Source organism: Flavobacterium chungangense LMG 26729, from assembly GCF_000735715.2.
Taxonomy (GTDB): domain Bacteria; phylum Bacteroidota; class Bacteroidia; order Flavobacteriales; family Flavobacteriaceae; genus Flavobacterium; species Flavobacterium chungangense.
Window position 1 is genome coordinate 56348 of sequence record NZ_JASY01000005.1, and the last position, 17880, is coordinate 74227.

18 protein-coding genes are annotated in these 17880 nt (G+C 33.5%); 11 read left to right on the plus strand and 7 right to left on the minus strand.

Annotation, left to right across the window (positions count from 1 at the left end):
- Nucleotides 1-47: 47 nt before the first annotated feature.
- Nucleotides 48-998 carry an isopenicillin N synthase family dioxygenase gene (locus tag JE46_RS11125; RefSeq protein ID WP_031455356.1) on the minus strand — a complete coding sequence of 317 codons (951 nt, stop codon included), beginning with the start codon at nt 996-998 and terminating at the stop codon, nt 48-50.
- Between the two features lie 248 nt (nt 999-1246).
- Between JE46_RS11125 and JE46_RS11130 the strand changes: the two genes are divergently transcribed.
- The 3 genes from JE46_RS11130 (at nt 1247) to JE46_RS11140 (ending at nt 5908) form a co-directional block, all read left to right on the plus strand.
- On the plus strand, nt 1247-1996 hold the full coding sequence (locus JE46_RS11130) for a 4-hydroxy-tetrahydrodipicolinate reductase (RefSeq protein WP_031455357.1): 750 nt from the start codon (nt 1247-1249) through the stop codon (nt 1994-1996).
- A 157-nt stretch (nt 1997-2153) separates the two neighbouring features.
- Complete coding sequence (locus JE46_RS11135; protein ID WP_031455358.1) at nt 2154-4130, plus strand: alpha-ketoacid dehydrogenase subunit alpha/beta; 1977 nt, start codon at nt 2154-2156, stop codon at nt 4128-4130.
- A gap of 41 nt (nt 4131-4171) precedes the next feature.
- Entirely contained in the window at nt 4172-5908 is a 1737-nt protein-coding gene (locus JE46_RS11140) for a DUF885 domain-containing protein (protein WP_031455359.1), read from the plus strand.
- Between the two features lie 63 nt (nt 5909-5971).
- On the opposite strand, the gene JE46_RS11145 is transcribed toward JE46_RS11140, so the two are convergent.
- The 4 genes from JE46_RS11145 to JE46_RS11160 form a co-directional block, all read right to left on the minus strand.
- The gene (locus JE46_RS11145) at nt 5972-6943 is read right to left on the minus strand and encodes a quinone oxidoreductase family protein (protein ID WP_031455360.1); all 972 of its coding nucleotides are present in this window, start codon (nt 6941-6943) and stop codon (nt 5972-5974) included.
- A gap of 166 nt (nt 6944-7109) precedes the next feature.
- A complete protein-coding gene (locus tag JE46_RS11150; protein ID WP_031455361.1) occupies nt 7110-7685 on the minus strand; it encodes a Crp/Fnr family transcriptional regulator in 576 nt (191 codons plus the stop codon).
- A gap of 39 nt (nt 7686-7724) precedes the next feature.
- Nucleotides 7725-8309, minus strand: a complete 585-nt coding sequence (locus tag JE46_RS11155; RefSeq protein ID WP_031455362.1) for a hypothetical protein — start codon at nt 8307-8309, stop codon at nt 7725-7727.
- Nucleotides 8310-8322: 13 nt separating this feature from the next.
- Nucleotides 8323-8730 (minus strand): hypothetical protein, encoded by a 408-nt coding sequence (locus JE46_RS11160; protein WP_031455363.1) that lies wholly within the window; start codon nt 8728-8730, stop codon nt 8323-8325.
- Between the two features lie 258 nt (nt 8731-8988).
- Between JE46_RS11160 and JE46_RS11165 the strand changes: the two genes are divergently transcribed.
- Nucleotides 8989-9372: an acyl-CoA thioesterase gene (locus JE46_RS11165; protein WP_025571465.1), complete on the plus strand. Its 384-nt coding sequence runs from the start codon at nt 8989-8991 to the stop codon at nt 9370-9372.
- A gap of 99 nt (nt 9373-9471) precedes the next feature.
- Nucleotides 9472-9897, plus strand: coding sequence for a hypothetical protein (locus tag JE46_RS11170; protein ID WP_031455364.1), 426 nt, complete (start codon nt 9472-9474; stop codon nt 9895-9897).
- 51 nt (nt 9898-9948) lie between these two features.
- Here JE46_RS11170 and JE46_RS11175 read toward each other — a convergent pair whose 3' ends face one another.
- Together JE46_RS11175 and JE46_RS11180 are read right to left on the minus strand one after the other, a co-directional pair.
- Nucleotides 9949-11208, minus strand: coding sequence for a mechanosensitive ion channel family protein (locus JE46_RS11175; protein WP_031455365.1), 1260 nt, complete (start codon nt 11206-11208; stop codon nt 9949-9951).
- Nucleotides 11201-11488, minus strand: a complete 288-nt coding sequence (locus JE46_RS11180; RefSeq protein WP_031455366.1) for a DUF3817 domain-containing protein — start codon at nt 11486-11488, stop codon at nt 11201-11203. The genes JE46_RS11175 and JE46_RS11180 overlap by 8 nt, the downstream gene beginning before the upstream one ends.
- 103 nt (nt 11489-11591) lie before the next feature.
- On the opposite strand from JE46_RS11180, the gene JE46_RS11185 reads away from it, so the two are divergent.
- The 6 genes from JE46_RS11185 (at nt 11592) to JE46_RS11210 (ending at nt 17837) form a co-directional block, all read left to right on the plus strand.
- Entirely contained in the window at nt 11592-12125 is a 534-nt protein-coding gene (locus JE46_RS11185; protein ID WP_031455367.1) for a DUF6155 family protein, read from the plus strand.
- Nucleotides 12126-12232: 107 nt separating this feature from the next.
- Nucleotides 12233-13771 carry a DEAD/DEAH box helicase gene (locus JE46_RS11190; RefSeq protein WP_031455368.1) on the plus strand — a complete coding sequence of 513 codons (1539 nt, stop codon included), beginning with the start codon at nt 12233-12235 and terminating at the stop codon, nt 13769-13771.
- 168 nt (nt 13772-13939) lie between these two features.
- Nucleotides 13940-15142: a tetratricopeptide repeat protein gene (locus JE46_RS11195; RefSeq protein WP_031455369.1), complete on the plus strand. Its 1203-nt coding sequence runs from the start codon at nt 13940-13942 to the stop codon at nt 15140-15142.
- A 104-nt stretch (nt 15143-15246) separates the two neighbouring features.
- Nucleotides 15247-16293 (plus strand): o-succinylbenzoate synthase, encoded by a 1047-nt coding sequence (locus tag JE46_RS11200; protein WP_031455370.1) that lies wholly within the window; start codon nt 15247-15249, stop codon nt 16291-16293.
- A gap of 94 nt (nt 16294-16387) precedes the next feature.
- The gene (locus JE46_RS11205) at nt 16388-16861 is read left to right on the plus strand and encodes a CYTH domain-containing protein (protein WP_031455371.1); all 474 of its coding nucleotides are present in this window, start codon (nt 16388-16390) and stop codon (nt 16859-16861) included.
- 7 nt (nt 16862-16868) lie between these two features.
- Nucleotides 16869-17837: a YpdA family putative bacillithiol disulfide reductase gene (locus JE46_RS11210; RefSeq protein WP_031455372.1), complete on the plus strand. Its 969-nt coding sequence runs from the start codon at nt 16869-16871 to the stop codon at nt 17835-17837.
- Nucleotides 17838-17880 lie beyond the last annotated feature (43 nt).

Genomic DNA, 17880 nt, shown 5'->3' on the forward strand with positions numbered 1-17880 from the left:
TAAGCATGAACTCAATGTCTTTTTATTACTTATCGTAAATTTAAAGATTATTTTTTTATTAAACCTAAATCTACCAAACGTTCGTATAAATAATCTCCTGCTGTAATGTCTTCGAATTTCTTCGGATTTTCAGCATCAATACAGTTTTCCAGGCAATCCAGACGCATATCGCTTACCGGATGCATAAAAAACGGAATCGAATATCGGGATGTTCCCCATAATTCTCTAGGTGGATTAACTACCTGATGTATAGTTGATTTTAGTTTATTATTGGTATGTCTTGACAACATATCACCCACATTAATTACTAATTCATCATCTTCTGCTATGGCATCAATCCATTCTCCATCATGATTTTGAACCTGTAATCCTTTTCCTTGCGCCCCCATTAATAAGGTAATAAGGTTAATGTCGCCGTGAGCAGCTGCACGAATAGCATTCTCTGGCTCAGAAGTAATTGGAGGATAATGTATTGGTCTTAAAATGGAGTTACCTTCTTTAGCATATTGATCAAAATAAAATTCATCCAGACCTAAATGCAAAGCAAGTGCTCTTAGTACATAAACACCTGTTTTTTCCAACATTTGATAGGCTTCTTTTCCTATAATATTAAAACGGGGTAATTCTTTTACTTCAACATTATCCGGATATTCTGCAGCGTATTTTGAATCTTTGTCAACGTATTGACCAAAATGCCAGAACTCTTTCAAATCTCCCTCTTTACGTCCTTTGGCATGTTCTTTTCCAAAAGAAACATAACCTCTTTGTCCGCCTATTCCGGGAATTTCATAATTGTGTTTGGTTTCTACTGGCAAGGCGAAAAATTTTCGAATTTCACCATACAGTTCGTCTACCAGTTTGTCATCCAAAAAATGACCTTTTAGGGCTACGAAGCCAATGTTTTCAAATGCACTGCCGATTTCATTTACAAATTTTTGTTTACGTTCCGGGTTGTCCGAAAGGAAATCACGTAAGTCTACACTAGGAATGTTTTGCATACTTTACATTTTTATTTAAGAAAAAAAGGTCTCAGGCCTTTTCATAACAAAGGTATAGAATATTTTAGTTTTGAATTTTAAAAAATAGCATAAAATTGGATTTTTCCTGCAATAATTTAACATAAAGAAAGAAAAACAATTTTGATTAAAATTTAATTTCAGACTTATTTTGCATTAAAAACATGTTAATAATTCTGAAAAACATGAATTTTTAAATAGAAAACTCTATTTTTATGAAAAAGAACATTATGAAAATAGGACTAATCGGATTTGGAAAAACAGGAAAAGCAGTGGCTTCGGTTTTATTGCAAAACAAAAATTTTTCTCTTAAATGGGTAATGAAAAGAAACCATACTTTAGAGAATCGTAATACAGCGGAATATCTGGGAATCGATTCTGACGAGACAGGAAGAATATATTCCAGCGAAACAACTCCAATTGCAGAATTATTAGATAGTCAGCCAGTTGATGTAATAATTGATTTTTCATCTGGTACCGGCATTTACACTTATGGTGAAGCAGCAAGTAAGCGAAAAATCAAGATAATTTCTGCAATCTCACATTATACAAAAAAAGAAAAAGATTTTATAGAATCACTTTCTAAAATGACAACCGTATTCTGGAGCCCAAATATAACTTTAGGTGTAAATTATTTACTGTTTGCTTCCAAATTTTTAAAGAAAATCGCTCCATGGGTGGATATTGAAATTATTGAAGAACATTTTAAAGGAAAAGACGGAATCTCCGGAACAGCCTTAAAGATCGCAGAAGCACTGGAGGTAGAAAAAGATGAGATAAATTCTGTTAGAGCTGGCGGAATTGTTGGTAAGCATGAAGTTGTTTTCGGATTTCCGTTTCAGACCGTAAGGCTGGTACACGAAAGTATTTCACGTGAGGCTTTTGGAAGCGGTGTAATCTTCGTTGCCGAAAATCTAAGGGATAAAAAAGAAGGGTTGTTTAATTTTGAAGATATTCTCACTCCGTATTTTGCAGTTTAAAAAAGCCTTAAGAAATTACGATGAATGAATTTTACCTTAATGATTTAAAGATAGTACCATAAAGTTTCATTTATTAATGATCTTTCAATGATTAATTGTTTAACAAATGCAATTAGGATTGTTGTATTTTTATATATTTGAAATAAAAATAACTACAATGATCTTTTACAGACAAGACCTTACTGACGCTCAATTATTAGATTTATATAAAAAAATACTAAAGCCTCGTTTAATCGAAGAGAAAATGCTCATTTTGATCCGGCAGGGAAAAGTATCAAAATGGTTTTCCGGAATTGGTCAGGAGGCTATTGCAGTTGGTGTTACAGCTGTTTTGGATGAATCTGAATATGTATTGCCAATGCATAGAAATCTGGGCGTTTTTACTTCAAGAAATATTCCGCTGCATCGACTGTTTTCGCAATGGCAGGGAAAAGCGAATGGATTTACAAAAGGGAGAGATCGGAGTTTTCACTTTGGAACACAGGAATACAAAATTATCGGAATGATTTCGCATCTTGGTCCACAGTTGGGCATTGCAGACGGAATTGCCTTAGCCAATAAACTTCAAAATAATAAAAAGATAACAGCTGTATTTACCGGTGAAGGCGCAACAAGCGAAGGTGATTTTCATGAAGCTTTAAATATTGCCGCAGTCTGGAGACTGCCTGTTATGTTTATTATTGAAAATAACGGTTACGGGCTTTCGACCCCTACGAATGAACAGTATTTGTGTGAAAATCTGGCTGATAAAGGACTAGGCTATGGTATGGAAAGCCATGTTATTGACGGAAATAACATTCTGGAAGTTTATACTAAATTATCTGAACTAAAAGCTTCAATGCAGGAAAATCCTCACCCTGTATTATTAGAATTTAAAACTTTTAGAATGCGCGGTCATGAAGAGGCGAGCGGTGTAAAATATGTTCCTCAGGAATTAATGGATGAATGGGCTGCAAAAGATCCCGTTACAAATTATCGAAAGTTTTTGACAGAAACGGGTATTTTGACAGCCGAATTTGATGAACAGCTTCATAACGAAATCAAACAGGAAATTGAGGATAATTTAGCCATAGCAAATGCAGAGCCAGAAATTGTGCCAACTCTTGAGGGAGAATTAGATGATGTTTACAAGCCTTATGAACATGAAGAAATTAACCATTCATCAGAATCTAAAAATATTCGTTTTCTGGATGCCATCAGAAATAGTTTGGAACAATCTATGAAACGACATGAAAACCTTGTTATTATGGGGCAGGATATAGCAGAATATGGTGGAGCCTTTAAAATAACAGATGGTTTTGTTGAGTTTTTTGGAAAAGCCCGGGTTCGCAATACTCCTATTTGTGAAAGTGCAGTTGTTTCAACCGGAATGGGGTTATCAATTAACGGTTATAAAGCGATTGTTGAAATGCAGTTTGCTGATTTTGTTTCAACAGGTTTTAATCCCATTGTTAATCTACTGGCAAAATCCCATTACCGCTGGGGCGAAAAAGCTGATGTTGTTGTGCGAATGCCTTGTGGTGGTGGAACTCAGGCAGGACCATTTCATTCGCAGACTAATGAAGCCTGGTTTACCAAAACTCCAGGGTTAAAAGTAGTTTATCCGGCTTTTCCGTATGATGCCAAGGGATTGTTAAATACTTCAATAAACGACCCGAATCCTGTTTTGTTTTTTGAGCATAAACAGTTGTACAGAAGCATTTATCAGGATGTTCCAAATGATTATTATACGATTCCGTTAGGAAAAGCAGCCTTGATAAAAGAAGGAAAAAAGATAACTATTATTGCTTTTGGCGCAACGGTACACTGGGCATTGGAAACGTTAGAAAAAAATCCTGATATAGAGGCTGATTTAATCGATTTAAGAACTCTGCAGCCTTTGGATACCGAAACTATTTTTGCATCGGTTAAAAAAACAGGGAAAGTTATTATTTATCAGGAAGATACCTTGTTTGGCGGTATAGCAAGCGATATTTCGGCCTTAATAATGGAACAATGTTTTGAATTTCTTGATGGACCGGTAAAGAGAGTTGCCAGTTTAGATTCTCCAATTCCGTTTACAAAAGCTTTGGAAGATCAATTTTTACCAAAAGACAAATTCGAAAAAGAACTTATTGATCTATTGGCATATTAAACCATGATCATTTTGCATTTATACTTTATAAACTAATAAACATGAAAAAAATATTTATTTCAATTATTACACTTCCCCTGCTTTTTTCCTGTAATAAAAGCACTAAATCCAATCAGGATGCAGATAAAAAATTTGACAACTATAAAGATGGTTTTGTTACTGCTTTATGGCAAATTAATCCAGAATGGGCATCTGCTGTGGGATATCATAAATTAGACAGTCTTTTGGTAACTCCAAATGCGGAGGCTGATAAAAAACAACTTGATTTTGTAAATGCACAATTAGATTCTTTAAAACAATATAATATTGAAGACTTATCGGATAAGAATAAAACAGATTTCCATATGATAAAAAATCAACTGGAAAGCACAATATTTAATATTAAAGAATTGAAATCATCAGAATGGGATCCATCAGAATATAATGTTTGTGGTTTATTTGCTGAAATTTTAAATGGCAATTATGACAGTTTAGAAATTCGCCTCCGTGCTTTTAATACCAAAATGAATACTATTCCGACTTATTATGAGGCTGCCAAAAAGAATATTAAAAATCCAACTATTGAGCATACTGAACTGGCTATTGCTCAAAATTTAGGTGGTTCTTCTGTTTTTGAAGCCGATTTAAGATCAGCTTTAGAAAAGAGCAAATTAAGTGATGCTGAAAAAAAGGAAATGCTTGACAAGGCTAAAGTTGCTGTAAAAGCAATTAAAGATTATGCAGACTGGTTAAAAGCATTGCCTAATAAAACGCCACGTTCTTTTAGATTAGGGGAAGCTTTATATGCTAAAAAATTCAATCTTGATATTCAATCCGGTTATTCAGCTGATGAAATTTATAAAATTGCTATTGATCATAAAAAAGACCTGCATGATAAAATGTTTGCCCTTGCCGATAAGCTTTGGTCAAAATACAAAGGGAACACTCCTAAGCCAACTGATAAACTGTCAGTAATTAAACAGGTAATTGATCAGATTTCGCTAAAACATACAACTCCTGAGAAATTTCAGTCTGAAATAGAAAAACAAATTCCAGAGTTAACGGCCTATGTTAAAGCCAAAGATTTATTATACATTGATCCGTCAAAACCATTAGTAGTCCGTAAAGAACCGGCATATATGGCCGGGGTTGCAGGAGCATCAATATCAGCACCAGGACCGTATGATAAAAATGCAAATACCTATTATAATGTAGGCAGCATGTCTGGCTGGACAGCCGAAAATGCCGAGAGTTATCTGCGTGAATACAATGATTATATTTTACAGATTTTAAATATTCACGAAGCTGTTCCGGGACATTATACACAATTGGTTTACAGTAATCAGTCGCCAAGTATTATCAAATCTATTTTAGGAAATGGTGCCATGATTGAAGGCTGGGCTGTATATGCAGAGAAAATGATGTTGGAAAGCGGTTATAAAAACTCTGATGAAATGTGGTTGATGTATTATAAATGGAATTTAAGAGCAACCTGCAATACAATTTTGGATATTAGTGTTCATACTAAAAATATGTCTAAAGAGGCTGCTTTGGATTTGCTTATCAACGAAGCTTTTCAGCAAAAGGCGGAAGCTGAAGGAAAATGGAAACGTGTTACTTTATCGCAAGTACAATTATGTTCTTATTTTACAGGCTATACTGAAATTTATAACTTAAGAGAAGAACTTAAAAAAGAGCAAGGTGATAAATTTAATTTGAAACAATTTCACGAAAAATTCCTGAGCTTTGGAAGCGCACCGGTAAAATATATTAAAGAATTGATGTTGTCTAAAGAATAGATAGATCCTTTAATTCAGTAAAAAGGGTTTGACGAGATTAAATTATCTTATCAAACCTTTTTTTTAGATAGTTACAACCAGACGTTTACCATCAGAGACATCTTTATTCCACATTTTCTCAATATCGATTAAACTAACTTCTTCAATATTTACTTTCAATTTATTTTGAGCTGCAAGAAGAAACATTTCCGGAAGTATTTCTGAAAAAAGTAATTTCACTTCTTCTTTAGTCCAGCTTCCTAATCCGGAACCTGATAAATGAAGATCCACACTTCTTAAAATTCCCGATGATAATTGAATAGTGTCGCCTGAGATGGAACCAATTGAAACAAATCGAACTTTATTTGTAAATGACCCGTTTCCTTTTAATGCTGATAAAATCAATTCAGCAGAATGTCCCCATAAATAATCCAGAATAATATCAATTGGCGTATTTTGATGGATTTCTTTGAGTTGACTGAGTATCGATTCATCTTCTTGTTTAAGAGAAATGATTTCATCAGCACCTAATTTTAAAAGGTTTTCAAGTGTCTTTTCATTTCTTCCGGTTACGATTATTTTTTTTGCTCCGTAATGTTTTGCAAGCTGAATAGCCATTTGGCCTGTAAAGCCCGTAGCTCCGTTTATTAAAACAGTTTCTCCCTGTTTCATTCCGGCTCGAAATCGTAATGCCATAGCTGATCCTGCAATTGCATTGGGCATTGCCGCTGCTGTTGTATTATTAATTCCTTCCGGTAACGCCACCATTCTGTTTTTTTCAACAATTGCCTTCTCAGCAATTGTTCCCGTAATTCCTCTTGCGTAAACCCTTGTGCCATCTTCTAATAAACCAACACCGTCACTTCCTATTACGGTCCCGTTTTGATTTTCATTTTCAGATGAATAATGTTTGCCGCTGGCTTTTGCTTTATCCAGATTGGTAATAGCTACTGCTTTGACCGAAATTAAAATTTCGTTTTCATTTTGTGGAATTGGATCTGCAAATTCTGCATATTTTGGCATTTCGCCTTTTTTGTAAATTACTGCTGCTTTCATATGTTGATATTTATTGATTTTTATCGGTCATATGTAATTCGCATATCTTTATTGGTGCTTACGACCAATTTAAGGTTATGCTCATTTCATAAGTTTAAATTTTATGATACAAAGCTAAATAGCAGTTTAAAGACAGGCGATAACATTTGTTATCAAATTGACCCGATTATTTTTTCTGAAGTAATTTGCTTTTAATCCGGCTTAAATGAACCGTACTTACACCAAGATAAGAAGCAATATAATGCTGTGGAACACGCTGAATAATTTGAGGATTTTCCTCAGTTAAATTTAAATATCGCTGAGATGGAGAATCTTTTATAAAAGAAACAAAATGGTGTATATAATCGAACGTGCGCTCAAAAATCTTGTCAATAAACTGATCTCTTAATTCGGGAATTTCCTTAATTTCTTCCAGGATTATATCAACATCACTTTTATGAATCCACCATAAAACAGAAGGTTCAATGGTTTCAATAAATACAGGGCTTGGGAGTTTTTTAATAAAACTTTCGATGGAAGCTACGCTTTGGTTTTCGAAAAAAAACTGGGTAGTAAGATCCTTGCCGTTATTGTTGAACCAAACCCGGATACAGCCTTTTTCGATTATAAAAAGTCTTTTTGAGATTTCGCCTTCTTCTAAAAGTATTGTTTTTGCAGGAACTTCAAGGCGTTTGAAATAGCTTGTATATTCATTCCATTTTGAATCATTAAGAGGGAAATTATTTCGGAATTGATTGAACATTAATTATATGTTTTTTACTTAAGTAAATTAGAATTAAATTTATATAATTTTTAAATCCTTTGCTAATACAATATTTGTTGTAACAAGTAAATTATCGCTCATCCCGTAAGTTTTATTTTTTTCAAATCCTTTAAACTCTGAAGCACTTAAAATTATAGTTATTCCATTTTCTGTTAACAAAGTAAAAGTTTGTGGATATATAAAATACGTCTTGTTTGTACCACCAATGTTTGAAGTATACACTTCTTCCCAAATTATTTTGAAATCAATAATTCTTTGCCCGACTATGTTAATCCATTTTTCATCATTAGAAACATCAGATTTTTGTTCATGAACATTAGTTTGCTCCGTTAAGTCAATTTGTTTTGCTAAAAGGCCATAACTAAAAAATGTATCATCCCAAAAAATATAAATCGTTAGGTTATCGGTCTTAAAGTAAATAGAATGATCTAATGTATCAATGTCTGGGTACTTTGTTCTGTATGATGGCTGAGTAAAAACATCTTCTGTGTTTTCGTCAAAATAAAATTTTATTTCTCCGTAAATAACACCACGGATTGTCTCACCGATAAAAAATTTACGGCATTCATTTTCATATATAATGTGCTTATTTGATAAAATCATCAGTATTTAAAACCTACTTCGAATTTGATTCCACCTCAAATAATTGAACCTGACTTTTCAATCTGTCAATCAGTAAATTCATCATCCTTTTGTTTAGGCTTGATGAGTTTTGAATATAGGTGTTATACTCTTCAATAGTAAAAAGTGCCATAACAATTCCTTTTAAAGAATTTCGGAACTTAATATCTTTTTGAATGGAATTTTCGATGACCTGCAATTTCTTTTCTACAGTGTATGAATAAAAATCAGCTTTGTTTTTATTGACATAATTAATGAAAACGGCAATAAACAAATCGTTCTGAAGTTTTAAAATGGGTCTAAGGATTTGATTTTGAAATAACTCATCAGCAGATGACTGAGCGCTGATAGTTCCTAAAGTTTCGCCTCTGAATTCTTTTAAAAAAGTGTCTCTCTCTGCCATGGTTTTTCTTTAAAATTATAAAAATATCTTTTATAAAAATACTTTCCCCGGATTTAGTTACTGACAAAATCTACAAAAAATAAGTTCATAAATTAAAATATTTCGTTGACTGTAATTTTAATATTTTGGACTTTTAAAAATGATTTTTGAAATAATTCAGCAGCAAATTTTCGAATTATTGAAATCTTAAGGATTAATAAAAAAACATAATTCGATTATGGGAGTAAAAAACTATTTTTACCCCTATAAAATAAAAATATGAGATTCCATACCAGAAAATGGGTTAAGCCCCAGGATTTAAATCCAAACGGAACTTTATTCGGCGGTCAGCTATTAGCCTGGATTGACGAAGAGCTGGCTTTATATTCAATTGTACAATTAGAGAATCCACGGGTGGTAACTAAGCACATGTCCGAAATCAATTTTAAAAGTTCTGCCAGACAAGGTGATATTGTAGAAATTGGAATCGATGTGGTGAAATTTGGTACAACTTCTTTAGTTCTTAAATGTGCCGTAAGAAATATGATGACACGCGAAATTATCATTACAATTGATCACACCACTATGGTTAACTTAGGCGAGGACGGAAAGCCAAAACCACATGGAAAAACCAAAATTGAATTCGTAAAGGATCGTTTGTAAAATAAATTTCCCACCATATAAGTTAAGTAAGTAAATATAAACTTTGCTTAAAGTTACATGAACTTATATCATTTATATGGTAAAAAAAACTCTTAGAAAATGCTGAAAAATTTTGTAACTGTTTCTCTATTATTTGCTTTTTTAATGTCCTGCAATTCTAAGGATGAAAAAGACAAATACAATCATATTGTCTATCAGGCTGTAAATAATAAAGACACTGCAATTTTGGCTATTCAAATAAACGAAAAACGTTTTTACGGGCGTTATGAACGATCATATTACAGAAATGGTAAAGATTCCGGAGATGTAAGGGGAGAAGTTAGAGGGGATACTTTAAGAGGGGATTTTCATTATATATCAAATGGAGGTAGTTGGAAAAGGGAGCCATTGGCTTTATTAAAAAAAGAAAATAAACTGTTTTTAGGAAACGGTGTAATGGGAACTTATATGAGTCTTCCGTGCTTTTTGCCGGGAACTCTTAATTATAAAAACCCGGAGTATGTTTTTAAAGAAGCAAAAAAATAGTTTCAGGTTTCAGATTTTTTAAAGATGTTCAGCCTGAAACCTGAAGCTTATTTACCTGTCCAAATGACCAATTGCAGAAGGTAATTCAAAAATTTCCAAATCAAAGTATACTACAGAAGCCATAATATGGTCAAAAATATCTGCCATAATATATTCATAATTGGCCCAGCGTTTATCACTCGAAAAGGCATAAATTTCTAAAGGAACTCCATGTTCTGTAGATTGTAGCTGACGGCAGATAATATGCATATTTTTATTCAAGCCCGGATAATTAACTAAATACTGTATAATATATTTTCTAAACAGTCCCAGATTAGTCATATTTCGGCCATTAAGGGCCAGAGATTTATCGATACCGCGCAAGTGATTGTACTTCTCAATTTCTGCTTGTCTGGTTTCAATGTAAGAACTTATCAGCTGCACCTTTTTCATCTCATTCAAATCATCATCATTTAAAAAACGAACGCAGCTGCTCTTGATCAAAACGTGTCTCTTTATACGTCTTCCTTCTGATTTTTGCATGCCACGCCAGTTCTGAAAAGAATCTGAACTTAAAGCATAGGTTGGAATCGTGGTAATGGTATTATCAAAATTCCGGACTTTTACAGTTGTCAGGTTAATTTCGATTACATCTCCATCGGCACCAAATTTATCCATTGTAATCCAGTCACCAATACGAACCATATCGTTAATTGCTACCTGAACGCTCGAAACAAATCCTAAAATGGTATCTCTGAAAATTAAGATAATGATAGCCGAAAGGGTTCCCAGAATCGTTAGTAGTTCTCCTTTTTTGATTCCGAATAAAGTCGAAATAATCATGGCAACTCCGAAAATCCAAAGCACAATCATAATTACCTGAACGAAGCTGTCAATAGGTTTATCGCTGTATTCAGGTTTGTTTTTTAAATAATCACGTAATGCATTAAAAATTGTTCTGATAATCCACAAACTGATCAAAACGATATAAATTCCAACTATTTTTCCAAAAAGCAATTCCCAATACTCATATCTGTCCAAAATAATTGGCACTGCTTTGTAGATAAAGAAGAACGGAATTAAATAAGCCGTATATTTTGTGGTCTTATTGTGAATTAAATAATCGTCAAATTTGGTTTTGGTTCGCTGAGCAAAAATGGCTGTTAGCGTTACCAGAACAAACTTCGCTATATAATAAATGGCAAAAGCCAGTGCTATCATAATAGCAATATTAAAGACAAGGCTGATGTAAGACGCAAAACTGCGGCTCATTCCCCAATCTCTGAAAAGCGGATATAAAAAATTGAATATTTTATCCAAAAACTTATGCATTGTTTTCTAAATATTTTCTCTCAACATAAAAAGTTCCAAACGGTATAAGCGAAGCAACAAGAATAATTCCGAAAGTTTTTAAATCCCAGTTCTGAGATTTTTTTAATAAAGCAGCCAATACAATGTAGCCAATAAATAAAACTCCGTGTCCCATTCCAAAAGGACGTACAATTGTATGATAAAGTTCGGGGTTGTTTGATTTAAGAATAAGCATATTAGCAATTAATACTAAATAAGAGATTCCTTCTAAAATAGCTGTAACTTTAAAAATCTTAAGCATGTATATATTTTTTGAGATTATAGCAGCAAAATTAAGTATTATAGCTGATTATTGAAGTATGTATAATAAAAGTAATTTACTTTTGTAATCTTAAACTTTGAGTATGAGTAAGCGGGATTTAAAAAAATATTTAGGAGAATTAAATAAGGAACAGCTCGAAGAACAAATTATTGAGTTATATGAGAAATTTAGTCCCGTAAAAGTGTTTTATGATTTTGTTTTTAATCCGAAAGAAGATAAACTTTTACAGGAAAGCAAGACGAAGATTTCACACGAATATTTCCCCGTAAAAAAACCTGGGGCAAAATGGCGTCCAAAAGCAAAAATGCGCCGTTCTGTGGCTCAAAAAATTATCAAGCATTTTATTTTATTGGGAGTTGACCCGTTTGTAATTGCAGATATCATGTTCTATAATATTGAAATAGCACAAACATATTCGTCAGGAAATTTTATAAAACAGGAGTTATTTTATAAAAGCATGCTTAATTCTTTTGAACAGGCAGTAAATTTTGTGATTTCCAACGGGATTTTAAATGAATTTAAAGCAAGAATTGTAGCGATTCAACAAGAAACTATTCAACAAAAGTGGAAAATCAGATATGAATTTGAGACAATTTTAGACAAAATCGACATATAAAAACACTTCCCATAAAAAATCTTATTAAAAAGCGTAATTTATTTTACGTTAAAATACAATGAATAACTGTTTTTTAGGTGTACTTTTGCAAAAATCCAAAAATTACAATGCTTCAAAACACTTTAGAAATAGAAAGAGAAGAGAAAAAAGAACTTTATGCATATCAAAAAGGTGATATTGACGCCATTTTTGAACGTTTAGACAATGCTCCCTCAAAACATCATTTATTATACCAGCTCCCTACAGGTGGTGGAAAAACGGTGATTTTTTCCGAAATAGTTCGTCGTTATTTAGCTAATAATGATAAAAAAGTGGTAGTTCTGACACATCGTATTGAACTTTGTAAGCAGACTTCAAAAATGCTGAAAGGGTTTGGGGTTTCCAATAAAATTATCAATAGTAAAGTAAAAGAACTACCGGATCAAAATGATTACTCATGTTTTGTGGCGATGGTTGAAACTTTAAAAAACCGTATTAATGACGAGAAATTACATCTTGATAATATTGGTTTGGTGATTATTGATGAAGCCCATTACAATTCATTCAGAAAGCTATTAAACTCATTCAAAAACGCTTTTATTCTTGGAGTAACGGCAACACCTTTGAGTTCGAATATAAAATTACCAATGCATCAGAGTTATGATGAACTTATTGTGGGAGATACTATTAGTTCATTAATCGACAAAGGATTTTTGGCACGTGCTACAACTTACAGCTATGATGTAGGTTTGACCTCTCTAAAAGTGGGGATCAACGGAGATTATACCGTAAAATCATCTGATGATTTGTATACTAATACTATCATGCAGGAAAAACTTTTGCATGCATACACAGAGCGCTCATTGGGTAAAAAAACCCTGATTTTCAATAACGGTATTCATACTTCGTTATATGTTTATGAAACCTTTAGAGAAGCCGGTTACGACATCAGACACCTTGATAATACAAGCAGTGCCGAAGAACGTAAGGATATTTTGGCCTGGTTCAAAAAAACGCCTGATGCTATTTTAACTTCTGTCGGAATCTTAACCACAGGTTTCGATGAGCCAACAGTTGAAACTATTATCCTTAACAGAGCCACAAAATCACTGACATTGTATTACCAGATGATTGGTCGAGGGTCTCGTAAATTGCCGGGCAAAGATGAGTTTACAGTTATCGATTTAGGTAATAATGCAGCCCGTTTTGGTTTGTGGAGTGAGCCTGTAAACTGGCAGCACATCTTTAAATCACCCGAATTTTATTTGGAGAATTTGCGTGATGATACTGAAATTGAATTGTATTTCAAGTACAATATGCCACCAGAGTTGCGTGCAAAATTCAGTAAAACTGCTGATGTAACTTTTGATGTTGATGAAGAACATAAATTAGCCATTAAGCAAAATTTACGTTCTAAGATTGTTTTGGATAAATCGCTGGAACAGCACGCGGGAATGTGCGTTGATAATACCGAAACACTTCAGGAAGCAAAAGCATTAGGCAAAGAGCTGGATGATGATATCGAATGCCGAATTAAACGTTATGCGAAATGTTTGAGTCAATGCAGTAAAAATTACCGCGAATGGCTGGTTGAAGATTACAAGAAAAACATGATCTTGCTTATTGGCAAAAAGTATCGTGAAAAAATCATGAACGAACCGGATTGATAAAATTTTTAGTTTCAGGTTTAATGTTCGAAGTCAAAAATGTCAAGCAAAAACGAAGCGTATTGCAGTTTTATATTGAAATTGATTTTGGCATTGAAATTTAAATTGATTGTTGATATTTGCAGGCATTGAAATTGATTTTTGTTATTGAATTTGATATTGAAAAAGATGAATTTGAAGAAAATTTTAGTTTTATTTTTAATTAGTTTTTTTTATAATGTTTCCGCTCAAAAAGATGGATATTGGGATAAAGAGCGTGCCACTACAAAAGAAATACTCGTGTCTGCAGGTGACAGAATCAATGTTAAAACTGAAGATTTACCTATTGGTACAACTGAAATTGTTTACAGAATAACACTTTTGGATGAGAATCAGCAAATGGCAAATAGTCTGGTTTCTGTACTAAAAGCTATTCCTGATCCTTACGGAATAGGGCAGGGTTCTGCAGGAGCAGTATTAATAATGTCAAAAATTTCAGGTGATGATAAATGTACTTATGCAGTTTTTACCTCAGATACAAATGCAAAAAAATACATTGATAACGGAAAAGTAAATGATGCCTGTTATGCCCAGACAGAACCAGTAAGTAAAGATGCTAAGCGTTTGTCAATAGACAAATCTTCTTGCCTTAATGCAAACACCACTACAATTTGGTTTGGCTTCGAAAGCAAAAACTGGCTATTGAAACAAAAAATAGTTTTAGAAGTTGTGCCCTGGGTTGATACAAAACTAAACCGTGGATGGAATCAGGATAATAAAAACGAAATTGTCAGCTTGTGCAAAACCTCAACAATGGCACAAAAAATGGCAAATTCTGACGATTTTTGCGTCTGTATTTTAGATAAAATCATGAAGCAATACCGTTATGGCGAGTTTCAAAAATTGCTTGCCATAGAGAAAACTAAGGTTTATAAGGATTTTGGAAATTCCTGTTATAATGACGCTTCTATTTCTAAAAACGTTTATAATGATTTGCGTACTCAGGCAAATACTTTAATTAGACTTCAAAAATACAACGAGGCAATTCCTAAATTAAATACAATAATCACCGCAGGAAAAGCCACAGCACTTGATTACAGTTCTATTGGTTACAGTTATATTTTGACCAAACAATACGCAAAAGCGATAAAGTTTTTAAAAGAAGGTGAAAAACTGGATGATACTGAATTACTTCTAAAATTAAATTTAGCACATGCCTATTTGGTTAGTGACAATTACGGTGATGCAAAAGCAATTTACAAAAAGTACCAGTCCCAAAACGTTACTGATAGTTTAAGCTGGACAGACAAAACCAAACAGGATTTTGCTCTTTTTCAAAAAGCAGGATTGCCTTCATCCGACTTTGAGAGGATCTTGAAATTATATAATTAAAAATATTTTCACCATATAAGTGATTATAGGTTTATTTAAATTTGCCGAAAAAGCGAACTTAAATTTTCTCATAATCACTTATGTGGTTTAAAAAAGCATCACCTATGAAAGCGACTTACCATAAATATATGCTCAAATTTAAGCGCCCTTCCGGAACTTCCAGAGGTGTTATGACAGAAAAAGAAACCTGGTTTATAATTCTGGAAGAAAACGGTAAAAAAGGAATAGGCGAGTGTGGTATTTTAAGAGGACTAAGTGCTGACGACAGGGAAGATTATGAGGCCAAATTAAATTGGGCTTGCCAAAATATTGATTTAGGAGAGGATGTTCTTTGGAAAAAATTACTCGAATTTCCTTCCATTCAATTCGGAATCGAAATGGCTTTTTTATCCCTGAAAAGTGAAAATCCGTATTTGTTATTTCCTTCAGATTTCACGAATAATTCAAAATCAATTGTCATAAATGGTTTGGTCTGGATGGGAGAAGAAACCTTCATGAAAGAGCAGATCGAAGAAAAACTGCAACAGGGTTTTACTTGTATAAAACTCAAGATAGGAGCCATAGATTTTCAAAAAGAACTTGAGTTATTACGCTTTATTCGCAGCCACTTTTCAGCAGAACAAATTGAAATTCGTGTTGATGCTAACGGTGCTTTTTATTTAAATGAAGCTTTAAATAAATTAAATCAATTATCTGGTTTTGAACTGCATAGTATAGAGCAGCCTATTCAAAAAAGCAATGCTGACAGTATGGCAGAATTATGTAAAAACACCCCTTTTCCTATTGCCTTGGATGAAGAATTGATTGGTGTGTTTTTATTCGAAGAAAAAGAAGCACTTTTGCAAAAAATAAAACCGCAATATATCATTTTGAAACCAAGTTTTGTTGGTGGCTTCAGAGGAACTCAGGAATGGATTGTATTAGCAGAAAAATACAATATAGGCTGGTGGATTACCTCAGCACTTGAAAGTAACATTGGTTTAAATGCGATCGCGCAATGGACGTTTTTACTAAATTCTAACATGCCGCAGGGATTGGGTACCGGAGCGCTTTACACCAATAATATTGATTGTCCATTGGAAGTTTTGAACGGACAATTGTGGTACAGTAAAACTAAAAACTGGGATTCGGCTTTTTTAGAAAAGGCCTGATGAAATCACTTTTTTTAATTCTCAAAATCCGAACCAACAAATTCAGTTTAGCGTTAAATTAAGTAACTTGCATAAAATTTAATTTGCAGAACTAATGGTTGAGATTGAAAGAAAGTTTCTTGTAAAATCAGACAAATTTAAGGCACAGGCTTTCGCCCAAAACAAAATCGCTCAGGGCTATTTGAGTTCGCTTCCTGAAAGAACTGTCCGCATTCGAATTAAAGGCAAAAAAGGATTCATTACGATAAAAGGAATCGGCCAGCATGGCGGAATGACGCGTTTTGAGTGGGAGAATGAAATTCCGTTAGACGAAGCACAGGAATTGCTTAAATTATGTGAGAAGGGAAAGATTGAAAAAACACGTTTCGAAATACAATCAGGCAAACATGTTTTTGAAGTGGATGAATTTTATGGAGAGAACGAAGGTTTGGTAATGGCAGAAGTAGAATTGGAATCTGAAACGGAAACTTTTGAAAAACCGGATTGGCTGGGTGATGAGGTTACAAATGATGAAAGATACTACAATGCTTATTTAAGCAAAAATCCTTTTAAATACTGGCAAAAATAACAATTTTATGACACATACATACGATCTGATTATTGTGGGAGGAGGTCCAATCGGGCTTGCATGCGCAATTGAAGCTCAAAAGAAAAACCTGAATTATCTGATTATCGAGAAAGGAGCAATTGTGAATAGCATTTTCAATTATCCTTTGTATATGACTTTTTTTTCTACGGCAGAAAGGCTTGAAATTGGTAATATTCCATTCAACTGTCTTGCTCCAAAACCCGGACGTCAGGAAGCATTGGAATATTATAGAAACATTCACCGTTATTTTAATTTTAATATTAATTTATTCGAAAAGGTCACAGAAGTTCAGAAACTCGAAAATCAGCTTTTTAAAATCACAACAGATAAAAGTCTTTACGAAGCTAAAAATGTAGTTGTCGCAACCGGTTTTTATGATATTCCGATTGAAATGAGCGTAAAAGGTGAGGAGCTGCATAAAGTTCGTCATTACTACAAAGAAGCTCACGAATACGCTTTTAGGGATGTTCTGGTTGTTGGTGCGAATAACTCCTCAGTTGATGCGGCTTTGGAATGCTGGCGTAAAGGGGCAAATGTGACTATGGTAATTCGTAAAACCGAAATCAATAACCGGGTAAAATACTGGGTAAAACCTGATATTGAAAACCGAATAGCTGAAGGCAGTATAAAAGCGTATTTTGAATCGAATATTACTGAAATCAGGCAGGATGAAGTAGAAATTGAAACTCCAAACGGCAAAATATCTATCAAAAATGATTTTGTCCTGGCACTAACGGGTTACAAACCTGATTTGTCTTTCCTTGAAAAAATGGGTATTGAGTTATCCAAAGATGAATTGAAAATACCAACTTATAATGCTGAAACGATGGAAACGAATGTTGAAGGATTATTTTTGGCAGGTGTGGTTTGCGGAGGCATGCAGACTCACAAATGGTTTATAGAAAATTCACGTATCCATGCCAGTATGATTGTGGATTATATTACTTCAAAATAAAAGTTTTAATTACAATTCTCACATTGAGCGGAGTCGAAATGCT

Coding starts and splice junctions, on each gene's coding strand:
- JE46_RS11125 (WP_031455356.1), bottom strand. CDS start 998: ATGCAAAACATTCCTAGTGTAGACTTACGTGATTTCCTTTCGGACAAC.
- JE46_RS11130 (WP_031455357.1), top strand. CDS start 1,247: ATGAAAATAGGACTAATCGGATTTGGAAAAACAGGAAAAGCAGTGGCT.
- JE46_RS11135 (WP_031455358.1), top strand. CDS start 2,154: ATGATCTTTTACAGACAAGACCTTACTGACGCTCAATTATTAGATTTA.
- JE46_RS11140 (WP_031455359.1), top strand. CDS start 4,172: ATGAAAAAAATATTTATTTCAATTATTACACTTCCCCTGCTTTTTTCC.
- JE46_RS11145 (WP_031455360.1), bottom strand. CDS start 6,943: ATGAAAGCAGCAGTAATTTACAAAAAAGGCGAAATGCCAAAATATGCA.
- JE46_RS11150 (WP_031455361.1), bottom strand. CDS start 7,685: ATGTTCAATCAATTCCGAAATAATTTCCCTCTTAATGATTCAAAATGG.
- JE46_RS11155 (WP_031455362.1), bottom strand. CDS start 8,309: ATGATTTTATCAAATAAGCACATTATATATGAAAATGAATGCCGTAAA.
- JE46_RS11160 (WP_031455363.1), bottom strand. CDS start 8,730: ATGGCAGAGAGAGACACTTTTTTAAAAGAATTCAGAGGCGAAACTTTA.
- JE46_RS11165 (WP_025571465.1), top strand. CDS start 8,989: ATGAGATTCCATACCAGAAAATGGGTTAAGCCCCAGGATTTAAATCCA.
- JE46_RS11170 (WP_031455364.1), top strand. CDS start 9,472: ATGCTGAAAAATTTTGTAACTGTTTCTCTATTATTTGCTTTTTTAATG.
- JE46_RS11175 (WP_031455365.1), bottom strand. CDS start 11,208: ATGCATAAGTTTTTGGATAAAATATTCAATTTTTTATATCCGCTTTTC.
- JE46_RS11180 (WP_031455366.1), bottom strand. CDS start 11,488: ATGCTTAAGATTTTTAAAGTTACAGCTATTTTAGAAGGAATCTCTTAT.
- JE46_RS11185 (WP_031455367.1), top strand. CDS start 11,592: ATGAGTAAGCGGGATTTAAAAAAATATTTAGGAGAATTAAATAAGGAA.
- JE46_RS11190 (WP_031455368.1), top strand. CDS start 12,233: ATGCTTCAAAACACTTTAGAAATAGAAAGAGAAGAGAAAAAAGAACTT.
- JE46_RS11195 (WP_031455369.1), top strand. CDS start 13,940: ATGAATTTGAAGAAAATTTTAGTTTTATTTTTAATTAGTTTTTTTTAT.
- JE46_RS11200 (WP_031455370.1), top strand. CDS start 15,247: ATGAAAGCGACTTACCATAAATATATGCTCAAATTTAAGCGCCCTTCC.
- JE46_RS11205 (WP_031455371.1), top strand. CDS start 16,388: ATGGTTGAGATTGAAAGAAAGTTTCTTGTAAAATCAGACAAATTTAAG.
- JE46_RS11210 (WP_031455372.1), top strand. CDS start 16,869: ATGACACATACATACGATCTGATTATTGTGGGAGGAGGTCCAATCGGG.